This is a genomic window from bacterium, from assembly GCA_018812485.1.
GTDB lineage: Bacteria > JAHJDO01 > JAHJDO01 > JAHJDO01 > JAHJDO01 > JAHJDO01.
In genome coordinates this window covers 1-11,617 of record JAHJDO010000137.1, presented here as the reverse complement: position 1 = coordinate 11,617, position 11,617 = coordinate 1, and the positions used below count along the sequence as shown (strand labels likewise).

The 11,617-nt window shown below is 38.2% G+C and carries 11 protein-coding genes; all 11 read left to right on the top strand.

Annotation, left to right across the window (positions count from 1 at the left end; all coding sequences use genetic code 11):
- Nucleotides 1-164 precede the first annotated feature (164 nt).
- On the top strand, nt 165-473 hold the full coding sequence (locus KKC91_11900; protein ID MBU0479253.1) for an extracellular solute-binding protein: 309 nt from the start codon (nt 165-167) through the stop codon (nt 471-473).
- A gap of 9 nt (nt 474-482) precedes the next feature.
- A complete protein-coding gene (locus tag KKC91_11895) occupies nt 483-1,469 on the top strand; it encodes an extracellular solute-binding protein (protein MBU0479252.1) in 987 nt (328 codons plus the stop codon).
- Complete coding sequence (locus tag KKC91_11890) at nt 1,469-2,368, top strand: sugar ABC transporter permease (protein ID MBU0479251.1); 900 nt, start codon at nt 1,469-1,471, stop codon at nt 2,366-2,368. Before KKC91_11895 ends, KKC91_11890 begins: the two co-directional genes overlap by 1 nt.
- 18 nt (nt 2,369-2,386) lie before the next feature.
- Nucleotides 2,387-3,232: a carbohydrate ABC transporter permease gene (locus tag KKC91_11885; GenBank protein ID MBU0479250.1), complete on the top strand. Its 846-nt coding sequence runs from the start codon at nt 2,387-2,389 to the stop codon at nt 3,230-3,232.
- A gap of 72 nt (nt 3,233-3,304) precedes the next feature.
- Nucleotides 3,305-4,561 (top strand): ROK family transcriptional regulator, encoded by a 1,257-nt coding sequence (locus KKC91_11880; protein MBU0479249.1) that lies wholly within the window; start codon nt 3,305-3,307, stop codon nt 4,559-4,561.
- A 53-nt stretch (nt 4,562-4,614) separates the two neighbouring features.
- Entirely contained in the window at nt 4,615-6,759 is a 2,145-nt protein-coding gene (locus KKC91_11875; GenBank protein MBU0479248.1) for a beta-galactosidase, read from the top strand.
- Complete coding sequence (locus tag KKC91_11870) at nt 6,756-9,065, top strand: hypothetical protein (GenBank protein ID MBU0479247.1); 2,310 nt, start codon at nt 6,756-6,758, stop codon at nt 9,063-9,065. The genes KKC91_11875 and KKC91_11870 overlap by 4 nt, the downstream gene beginning before the upstream one ends.
- Before the next feature lie 3 nt (nt 9,066-9,068).
- Nucleotides 9,069-10,286 carry a hypothetical protein gene (locus tag KKC91_11865; GenBank protein MBU0479246.1) on the top strand — a complete coding sequence of 406 codons (1,218 nt, stop codon included), beginning with the start codon at nt 9,069-9,071 and terminating at the stop codon, nt 10,284-10,286.
- A 66-nt stretch (nt 10,287-10,352) separates the two neighbouring features.
- Complete coding sequence (locus KKC91_11860; protein ID MBU0479245.1) at nt 10,353-10,700, top strand: porin family protein; 348 nt, start codon at nt 10,353-10,355, stop codon at nt 10,698-10,700.
- Between the two features lie 21 nt (nt 10,701-10,721).
- Nucleotides 10,722-11,150: a hypothetical protein gene (locus KKC91_11855; protein ID MBU0479244.1), complete on the top strand. Its 429-nt coding sequence runs from the start codon at nt 10,722-10,724 to the stop codon at nt 11,148-11,150.
- 11 nt (nt 11,151-11,161) lie between these two features.
- Nucleotides 11,162-11,617 (top strand): hypothetical protein (locus tag KKC91_11850; GenBank protein ID MBU0479243.1); only part of this gene is annotated, 456 nt, incomplete at its 3' end.

Sequence of the window (11,617 nt, the reverse complement as noted above, 5' to 3'; positions counted from 1 at the left end):
TGCATTGTACATATAGATTCCCGCTTGCTCGGTAATGACTTTTTCAGCAATCTCTCTTATGGAGCGTGTTCGCACTTGACAAATTGGGGTGTTACTGTTATAACTATATAAAAAGATGAGGGTTATTTAGATTTAATCAGAACTTTAAATGGAGGAAATTTGCGATGGTATATCCTTGTAAAAAGTGGATATTGGTCATCTATCTGTTTATTATGGGACCCATATTGTTCGTTGGGTGTGGTCAAGATAAAGATAAGGAAATTGGAGCAAAAAAGAAACCTCTTATAACATTCTGGCATTGGTGGACAGATAGGCAATCGATCTTGGAAGAATTTGCTGATCAATATGAAGAGGAAACCGGAGTAAAAGTGAAGTTTGTACTCTCTTCTCCAAGTGGGGATCTCTATAAAAATAAATTGCAAGCAGCTGCTTTATCTAGTACCCTGCCAGATATTATTGGGGTATGGGGTTGAGGAGAATTTTTGGCTAGATATATAAATGCCGGACATATATCTAACCTAACCGACGAAATGGAAGAAGGATGGAAAGATAGATTTTTTCCAGAAGCAATAAAACGTGGCTCTTACCAAGATGGAAATCAGTGGGGTGTTATACCCGGCACTTATGCTGTGCCGTTGACTGTTATGAATATACAAATATTCTATAATAAGAGACTCTTTGAAAAAGCAGGACTTGATCCAATGAATCCACCTGCTACATGGGAAGAGTTTATTGCTGCGGGTAGAAAATTACGAGCTAAGGGTATAGCCCCTTTTACTGCTGGATTTGGTGATTTAGGACTTGCTGAGTGGTTTCTTAATAGTTATGCCTGGAGTTTTCTTGGTGAAGATAATGTGCGGGCTACTTGGGTAGGTGAAAGGTCATATGTATCACCAGAATGGGAGGCTGCTTTTGATAAGTTCGTCGAGATGCGAGATAATGAGATGTTTATAGAAGGGATAGCAATAATGTCTAACAAACAGTCAGAACAAGCCTTCGCCAATGGTCTGGCTGCCATGGCGATGAACGGATCTTGGGCTGTGAATGTATATTACCAGATGAACCCAGACCTCGAATATGATGTTATGTCTTTCCCTCAAGATACAGAGGCTGCGAATCCGGTGCTTTTGTTTGGTGGTACAGGTATCTGTGCTGCTGTAAATGGTAAATCTTCCCAGAAACTAGAAGCCATAAAATTCTTAAAGTGGTTTACGGATAAGGAGCGACAAATAGAATATGTAGAAAAGGCCCATACCCTGTCTGCCAATAGAAATGTGATAGACGGACTTTCACCTGTATTGGCAAAGTTTGCCAAGGGCATGGAAAGGATTATACCAGATTTAGAAGTAGAAGAAAAAAATGAAGTGAGAGAGGTCTTAAGAAAAGGAATTCAATCAATAATTATCGGGGAGAAGACCTCTATCAAAGTTCTCGAAGAAGCACAGCGTCTAAAAGATAAACTCGAGTGATGAAAAAGGAAAAAATCAGATATATCAGACATAACTGGAATTCCTATCTCTTTGTGTTACCAGCTCTTAGCATATATTTGATATTCGGCCTTTATCCTTTTTTAAGGACTTTTCAACTTAGTTTCTATAGGTGGGATGGTATTGCTCCGGATATGCAATTTGTTGGTCTAAAGAATTATATTGATATTATATTCAATAACCCTATTTGGTGGACTTCAGTACTAAATGCCTCTATTGTTTCCATTATCGCTCTTACATTCCAGAATGGTTTGGCATTACTGTTAGCTATCTTGTTATATCGTGGCATTACGAATGGGCGAACGATATACCGGGTTATCTTTTTTATGCCACCTATGTTATCTCTGATTGTCGTTGGGTATATTTGGCTTTGGATATACGATGGAAATTATGGAATCTTAAATCATATCCTGCGGATTATAGGATTAGGCAATCATGTTCGGGCATGGCTCTCTGAGGCAAACTCATCTCTTATTTCAGTAGCTGTGGCCCATTGTTGGCGAGGATTCGGGTTTGCATTTATTCTATTTCTAGCGGGATTACAGACAATACCAGAGGATCTCTATGAAGCAGCTAAGGTGGATGGCGCTGGCACTTGGAACCAATTTCGTTATATAACTTTACCTCTGCTAGTTCCCGTGGCAACTATTGTTTCTGTATTAACTATATTGGGGACAATGCAGATATTTGACCTAATTATGGCGATGACTCAAGGTGGGCCGGGTTTTCATACAGAGGTCCCTATAACGAGGATTTACAAAGAAGCTTTCTCTTACTATCATTTTGGATACGGTACAGCTATGGCAATAGTATTCGGTGGGCTTCTGCTTATTTTGTCAATATTTCAGATGGAGTGTTCAAGGCGCAGATTACGGAGGTAAAAAAGAGGATGATTGAAAATGGCTACGAGAAGAATTAATAGCAAGAGAATAGTTGAAAAGTTTATTATTCACTCTTTTTTATGTTTAGTATCCGTTAGCTGTTTATTTCCTCTTTTGTGGATGCTTTCAACCTCGCTAAAATCTCAAAGTGAAGTATTCTTAAATATGAGCTTAATTCCATCTAGTTTTAAATGGAATAATTACATAATTGCTTGGAAACAGGCTAGATTTGGTACTTATTTTTTTAATAGTCTTATATATACAACTACTGCTGTTACAGGGGTTCTATTATTTGCTTCGTTAGCAGCTTATGCTTTTGCCAGATTTCAATTTCGAGGAAGAAATCTTTTATTTTATTTATTTCTGGCTTCTATGATGATACCAATCCCAGGGGCATTTATACCCCTATATATCCTTCTGATTAGATTACAGTTAGTTGATACACGTATTGGATTAATACTCCCATACATTAATGCAGGTTTACCATTGGCTATCTTTATCCTGAAAGGATTTTTCGAAGGAGTCCCCCGTGACCTCGAAGATGCTGCGAGAATAGACGGTTGTTCTCGAATGGGTATATACTGGCGCATAATGTTACCGTTGGCAACTCCAGCGTTAGCGACAGTAGCAATAATCTCTTCTCTTACAATATGGAATGAGTATCTTTTGGCATTAATTGTTGTGCGTAAAGAAGAGCTCTTGCCGATTCAGGTAGGACTTTGGACATTTCAAGGACAACATATAACTAATTATCCATTACTTATGGCTGGTTTGACAATCGCAGCTCTTCCACTGATTATAATTTATATGATCATGCAGAAGAATATTATTAAGGGGATTACAGCTGGAGCGCTTAAAGCATAGATTGCACACAAAAGAGGTTATTTTTGTTGTAATGTAGAAATAATTCAAAACAAGAAGGAGGGTAATAAAAAAATGAAAGAGTCGTTACGTATTGATAATGATTTTTTATCGGACAGAGAAAGAAAGAATCTCTCTATTTTGGAGATGATTAGGAGGAAGGAATCCGTTACCAAGGCCGATATCTCGAAAGTTACAGGCATCAATATAGTGACTGTGTCAAACTACATTAGTCATTACATTGAGAAAGGATTAGTGTTAGAGCTCGGTTTGGACGAATCGAGCGGAGGACGTAGGCCGACTTTGATAAAGTTGAATCCGAAAGCTGGTTTTGTCATTGGAGTTGGGTTGAATATAATGGACATAGTTGGCGTGGCTGTAGATCTAGAATCAAATGTCCTCTATGAGATGAGACAAGATAGGTTCAGTGGAGTTACAACCACGACCAGTCCTCTATCGGTTGAAAACGGAGAATCAACTATTTATTCTTTAGTTGAGGTAGTGAGTAAGGTATTAGAAAATTCGAAACTAGATGTAAAAAAACTAAAAGGGATTGGTGTAGGAGTGCCTGGAATTATTGATGTGCCTGGACAAAAAATCAAATGGCCTAATGAAAGAGGTGTGAAGGATATCTCGATTTGTATAGCTGTTAAGGATCTTTTTGAAGATAAGTTTGGCGTCCCTACTATTATCGAGAACGATGCTACTATAGCTGCCTTTGGAGAAAAATGGTTAGGCCTTGACCCTACCATAAAGAATATGTTGTATATGTACGCTGGGGTCGGTTGTGGCATTATGATCAATGGGCAGATATATAAAGGTAGCAGTGGGATTGCAGGAGAGGTTAATATCCACAATCCAGAATTTGAATGCCTTCCAGAAAAAGAACAGGAGAAGTTATTTTATCTATTGCGATGGGAGTTAGATATGGGTCTTTCTTATAAAGCTAAGCAAGCTATTAAGGAAGGAAAAGAATCAGAGATTCTTGCTTTGGCAGGGGGAAGGTCAGAAATGGTAACCTTCAGGACAGTAGTTAAGGCAGCAAAAGCAGGAGATAAGCTAGCTATTGACTTGCTAAGAGAAGCAGGGGTAAATCTGGGTATCAAGATAGCATTTTTTGTGAATTTCTTAAATCCTGAAATGGTTGTTTTAGGTGGAGGAATAGAAGAAGCAGGCACTTTTATAGTAGAGCCTATAAAAGAAACTGTAGCTAAATGGGCCTTTGAAGAAGCTTTTCGTATAGTTAAGATTGTTCCTTCCAGATTGGGTAATAAGGCAGTAGCTTTGGGAGGTGCCAGCGGGGTTATTCAAGAAGTATTTCTAGATGTATAGCTTAAACTTTCCTGAAAATATCATAACCGTGATGAAATAGGGGAGTTGAAATCATGAAACATTCGATAAATATCATACCTTTTGGTGCTCATTATTATCGTGTTCCTACTCCTAAGCCTTCAGAATGGGAAAAAGATTTTAAGAATATAAAAAGGTATGGTTTTAATATGATTGAAATTTGGGTTATGTGGCGATGGAGTAATCCGAAGGCAGGGAAATATTATTTTGAAGATATTGATAGACTTATGGATCTGGCTATCAAATACGATATTAAAGTCAACATGAGCCCAAAATATGATTCAGTCCCGGCTTGGATATTTAATCAATTTCCTGAGAGTCGGCTTGAAACTATCTATGGAAGATACGTAGGCCCTGTTGAATTTGCTGCAAGACAGATTGGCGGTGTAGGAGGTGGTTGCATCAATCATAGAAAGAGTATGGAAATCAGGATGGAGTTCCTTGCAGAAACTGTAAAAAGATATCGAGGCCACAAGGCATTATATATTTGGAATAGCTGGGGTGAACCGGACCTAGGACATTCTATTCACCGGGTTGTTGGGAAAGACTATAGAAATATTGAGTTTTTGTTGTGCTATTGTGAGAGTTGCAGGACAGCTTTCAAAGAATGGCTTAAGAAAAAATACAAAGGCCTTAGTGGGTTGAATAAATGTTGGCATAAAAATTATCAAAATTGGGAAGAAATTGAAATTCCACGTAGCCGAGATATGTTTGTTTCAATGATTGACTGGAGGATGTTTTTTATCGAAAGGATGGCAGAGGTAAATCTTGAGCAGATGCAGCTTATAAGGAAACTAGATAAGAGACATCTAGTTATGTGCCATACTCACGATATGAAGTATTTCGATTTGATGTCAACAGGAGTCGACCTATGGAGAATGGCTGAGCCTGGCGATGTACATGGTGTGACATTAGTAAATGATCCTTTCGCTTGTGACATTTTACGTTGCTGTGCAAAGCATAAACCTGTTTGGAGCGTTGAAATTCATGCTATGCCCGGTATGACCATGGTTTTTCCAAGGGTCCTGAAAGATGGAGAGATCAAACGTACAGTTTTTACTCCTTTAGCAGCTGGTTTTAGCGGATTTCAATACTGGCAGTATCGACCAGAGACACTTGGTAGGGAGTCTCCAGCATGGGGTTTAACTAAGCTTGATGGTACTTCTACCCCATGGTTAGAGACTGCCTCTAGATGCTGTAAGTTACTTCAGAAGAATAAAGATAAGGTGTTAAGCCTTAAAAGATTAAAAACAGATATCGCGATATTATTCTCACCAGAAAACCAGATATTTTCATGGTGCTCTTATGGCACAGAATATTTTTATCATGACTCTATGGTTGGTTTACATAATGCCCTCTATCAGGCTAACTTCAATGTCGATATTCTGCATACCCTTGAAATCAATAAAGGAGAGCTTAATAACTATTCAGTATTGTATGTGCCTGTACCGATGTATCTTGATGAGCAAAGTTTAGCGATTATAAAAGAATGGGTTCGAAACGGCGGGACCCTTATCGGGGAAAGTTATTTCGCTGCGTTGGATACAAAAGACGGTTCTTTCAGATACAAAATTCCAGGCGCTGGTTTTATAGAGGTCTTTGGTGTGGAGCAGGGGTTGGTTAGGGCTAGACGGGATTTTTCAGGCGAAAGAGCAACTATCATTATGGATAGAGATTTATCCGATATCAAAAAGGGAGAGAAAATTAATGGGATGCTCTGTGAGGAGACGTTTATTTTAAAGGGTGCAAAAGTTTTAGCAATATTTAAAGAAGGGAAAGAACCTGCTATTACGTTTTCAAATTACGGCAAAGGTAAGGCCATCTTAATAGGTTCATTTATTGGATATGATTACTTTAAATTTAGAAATGAGACGAATGAAAGATTGATTGTAAGTCTCGCAAAAATTGGAAGTATATGCAAGTTCCCTAAAATAAATGGAAAAAGTAAAGTTCGTTTAGACCTTATCTCTAATAATAAAAAAGATGAAGGGTGGGTAATTGTGACAAACCTTGAGAAGAGACGGATAACAACAGGGTTTCACTTACCCATTGCGGGTTTTTCAGAGATGGAGGATCTCTTTAACGGAAAGAAGGTAAGGCTTACTTCTGAGAAGTATGGCCTGAAAGGAGAGATTTCACTTCTCCCCGAAGAAATCAGGGTATTTGATTTATTAAAATGAGCAAATTCGGATATTTTGACGATAAGAATAAAGAATATATCATAACAAGGCCCGATACGCCTAGACCCTGGGATAATTTCTTGTGGAATGATGTCTACTATACTTATATTGATCAACTCGGCAAAGGATATAGTCGGTATCAGACAGATGAAGGTTGGGCTACCCATGTAATTTTCGGTGCTCACAACCAGCCCCAAGATAGTCGCCTTATATATTTGCGAGACGATGAGAGTGGTGAATACTGGAATGTAGGCTGGGATCCTGTGCAGAAGAAGTACGATAAGTATCTTTGCCGTCATGGCCTTGGTTATACTGTAATTGAAAACACTACCGATAAAATTGAGGTGGAATATCGTATTTTTGTCCCGTTGGGAAATGAACCATTAGAACTCTGGACTCTTAAAGTGAGGAATTTAGGTAATAATAAGAGAAACATCAGTTTATTTACTTATACAGAACTTTCTTTAGCTGGTTATCGTACTTATGGACATTTAATGTTTATGAGCGGTCATTTCTATCCAGAGATCAAAGGTATTATTGCTAGGAAGAGGGCAGAGGGCCTTCCTCACTCAAAATATGCAGGTTTTATCTCCGGAGATTTTTTGCCTTTTGGTTTTGATGCAAGCCGTCGTACATTTCTGGGTACGTATCGCCGATTAACTAATCCACAGGTTGTCTCTGAGGGCAGATGTTTAAATAGTATTGGGACAGGAGAACCTATTGTTGGCGTATTGCAGAATAAATTCTCTCTGAAGGGGAAAGAGGAAAATGTCTTTAATTTTATCGTCGGAGTTACTGATGTAGATAATCCTACAGAAGAAGCAAGGCGCTTGATTGATAGATATCTTGATACTCAGAAGATTGAGGAAGAGTTCAAGATGTTAAAAGAGGAGCGCAATAAGAAATTTAGTCCTATTTCTATAGACTCTCCGGATGAAGAGTTGAACAGAATTACTAATATCTGGAACAAGCAACAGGTTTCTTATGGTGCTACGTGGGTAAGATGGGGAATAAAAGGTTATCGGGATATCCTCCAGCATGCACAAGGAGTTATTACATTTGATCTCGACCGTGCTAAGAAAGATATTTTAGATGCGCTTTGCTATCAATATAGCGATGGGTTTGCTCTTAGAGGATGGGCTCCAGTTGACAAAATGAAATATTCAGATAGTGCACAGTGGATGGTTTCGACCATTACAGAATATATCAAAGAAAGTGGTGACTTCGGGCTTTTAGAGATAGATGTTCCTTTCTATGATGAAGGGACGGCTTCAGTCCTTGAGCATATGGTTCGTGCTCTCAGGAAGTTATACGAAGATAGAGGAGAGAAGGGGCTTTGTTTAATTAGATATGGAGATTGGAATGACTCTTTGACTTCTGTTGGTAAGGCTGGTAAAGGCACGAGCGTCTGGCTTTCTATGGCCCTTTGCCGTTCAGCAATGCTCCTTAGAGAGTTAGCTAAGAGATTAAATAGAAAGAGTATTGCAGAAGAGATGGATAAGATTTATAGAGAAGTGAAAGATGCCTTAAATAGAGACGCATGGAATGGAGGATGGTATGTATGTGCTTTTGATGATAATGGTAGGGCTATTGGTTCAAAAGATTGCGAGGAGGGTAAGATTTTTCTTAACATGCAAAGTTGGGCTATCATGAGTGGGATTGCGACACAAGAGCGGCAAGAGAAATGCCTTGCCTCTGTTGAAAAATATCTTGACTCTGGATATGGTTTTTTACTTAATACACCTGTTTATACAAAATATGATCCGCATATAGGCAGGTTGACAAACTTAGAACCAGGGATATGTGAGAATGGGACTGTTTACTGTCATGGTAATGCCTTTTTAATGATAGCCTATCTACTTGCTAATAAAGGAGATAAGGCATACTCTGTTTATCGTGCAATCCTTCCGGAAAATCCAAATAATCCTTCCAATACAGCTGTGCCTTATGTGTTTCCCAACGGTTACTACGGACCTTCACATAAGACCTCTCCAGGAAGAATAGAGTATAGTTGGATAACAGGTTCATGTGGTTGGATCTTTCAAGCAGTAACTGAGTGGATGTTTGGGGTAAGACGTACTTATGATGGACTCTTGATTAATCCATGTATTCCTTCTAGTTGGCCCTCTTGTAAGATGGTGAGAAACTATAGAAAGGCAATTTATGATATTAATATTAATAATCCAGAACGAGTTGAAACTGGAATTAAAAGATTGAAAGTAGATGGTGAGGAGGTTGATCCAGTCAGACCGATTACCCCTTTTGCAGACGGCAAAAATCACCAAATAGAAGTAATTATGGGGTAGTAAATGGATTATATATTAATTTTTCATTCTAATCTCAATCATGGTCTTTTGTTCCCGCATAAATATAACCTGCTTTGTGAAGAATCTTATCTTAAATTAATAAATTTTTTCGACTCAAGATATCCTGAGACAAAATGGTGCCTGGAGATGTCGGGGTTTACTTTAGATTACCTATGTAGCACATATCCAAAAACCCCTGATAGATTGAGGAGAAGTATTAATAGAAATTGTGAGCTAGTCTCAGGGCCTTATGCCCACAGTATCTTGGCAAATTTTCCGTATTCTCATGGGTTAAATAGCTTGAAGTTTAGCTGCCAGAGTTGGAAGAATTGGGTAGGATGTACACCACGTGTAGGATGGATTCCTGAATGTGGGTGGAGACAAGATGTGCCAAGGATGTTTGAGGAAGCAGGTTTTGATTTTCTTATCTGTGATTTTGATTCTTATGTTCAGACTAGAGAGAATATATTTATACCTCGGACCTATGCCAAAAAACCTCAAGTGATTGATAAATACTTAAAGATCGACCCAGATGATAAAGATCTCCATTTTCCTATTAGAGTGAATGAGAGACTTAAAGGGATAATGCGTAGTGATAGAATTAGTATGAGGGTTCTAAAGTATTTACAGAATGACCTATCTTACAAAGAATTGACTAATTGCCTTGATTATTATTCTAAAGGTGAAGGATACTTAGTTATATATGCTAATGATGCTGAATATCTTGGTACTACTGGTTGGTTTAATCTTCAGGAGATGGGACCTGATAGGGTTTTCGAACCCGCCCCTTATACTTTCGATAGATTAGGCGAGATAATAGATTATCTAGGGAAAAGAGGGAATTTTATCTCAATTTCTGAAGCAGTCCATAGATTTCCACCGAGGGATGGGATTATTAAAATTAAAGATGGGCTTAGCTGGCACCATGGCAGATGTTCACAATGGGATGGGACAGAAGATGCGAAGAATCTTAATAAATCTTGCTGTGAAATTGGTAAGATGATCGAGGATGCAGAAAAAGAACTTGAGAGTGAGGTGGATAGAGAAAAACTCCTTAAGGCCTGGTGGCATCTCGTTCAGGCTGAAAGTGCTGATGGTCGTTATCCTCTCCCACCTTTTAGGCCTGGTGAAAACAATGTAAAATACTGTCGCTACCACCTTGATGAAGCAAAAAAAATAGTAGCAGAACTTGACAAGATAAAAAATAACAGATTAAATTAATAGTATAATTTGACAAGATAGAAATAAGAGATTTACAAATTTGTATTTTATTGTGAGGAGAAAGTGATGAAGAAGTTGTTAATAGTAGTAGTGTGTATTGTATTTTTGACAGCAATGGATAGTTTTGCGGAACCATCAAAGGAGCATACATTCGATTTGGGGATTGAGATATCGCATATTACTTATGATGAGCCAGGAGTGATGGAAGAAGAAGGTATGATGTATGGGCTTCATGGTTCTTATACTTATCGTGCTAATAAACATATGTTGCGGGCAGAAGCTAGATTTAGTTACGGACAGGTAGATTATGAAAATTCAGGGACATTGGATAATATAGATGATTATATTATTGAAGTTAGACAGCTAGGAGGATATGTTTTTGGTTTTTCAAAAGCAACTACTATTATACCCTAGCTAGGGGTCGGCTATAGATATTTGAATGATGATTCCGCTGGAATGACTACGTCAACAGGTGCAAAGGGCTATGAAAGGGAATCAAATTATTATTATAGTCCAATAGGTATAGAAGTAGTTAATGAAATGAATAACGGATGGTTCATAGGAATAACATTAGAATACGACCATTTCTGGAAGGGGAGACAAATAAGTCATATTGGTGATGCCATTGCTGGCGTTGGCAATCTTGAAAATGACCAGAATGAGGGGTATGGTTTGAGAGGTTCTGTGGAATTTGAAAAAAAGAGTGAAAAAATGGATTTTCTGGTATCTCCTTTTATAAGATACTGGGATATCGAGCAGTCAGAAACACAGCCTGTTACATATTCGGGAGTTATTGTTGGATATGGATATGAGCCAGAGAACAGTTCTATAGAATATGGTGTTAAGTTTACGGCACGACTTTAACGGAGGATCAAATGAAAAAAATTAATTTTAAATCTGGGAAGTCCTATCGAGGGATACCAGTTTTTGATACTTCAATAAAGGATGGAAAATTTTTTGCTGGAGAAAAATTAAAGAAGTCGACTGGAAATAATTATTTCTCAGTGGATAAGATTTCTTTTAGTGATAATTTGGTAGGTATTGGCCTTAATAAGACAGGCGATCTTCTTCTCTATAAAAAGGTGCCTTCCGGATTCCTAAGAGAAGTTAAGAAAGGGGAGAGGGTATGGAAATTTAATGAAACAGGAGAGTGTGTGATTAAGAAAGCGCATTGTCTGCCACTACCTTTTTCAACTATGATGGCTACCACCCCTCAGTATTTTTCAGTCTCAGATCAATTCTTACGTGGATTTTCCGGGATTGACTATACGAAGATGTTTGGTGAATTTGATGGCCCAAATTTTCCCAAAGACCAAGGAAGGGTGGTTTGG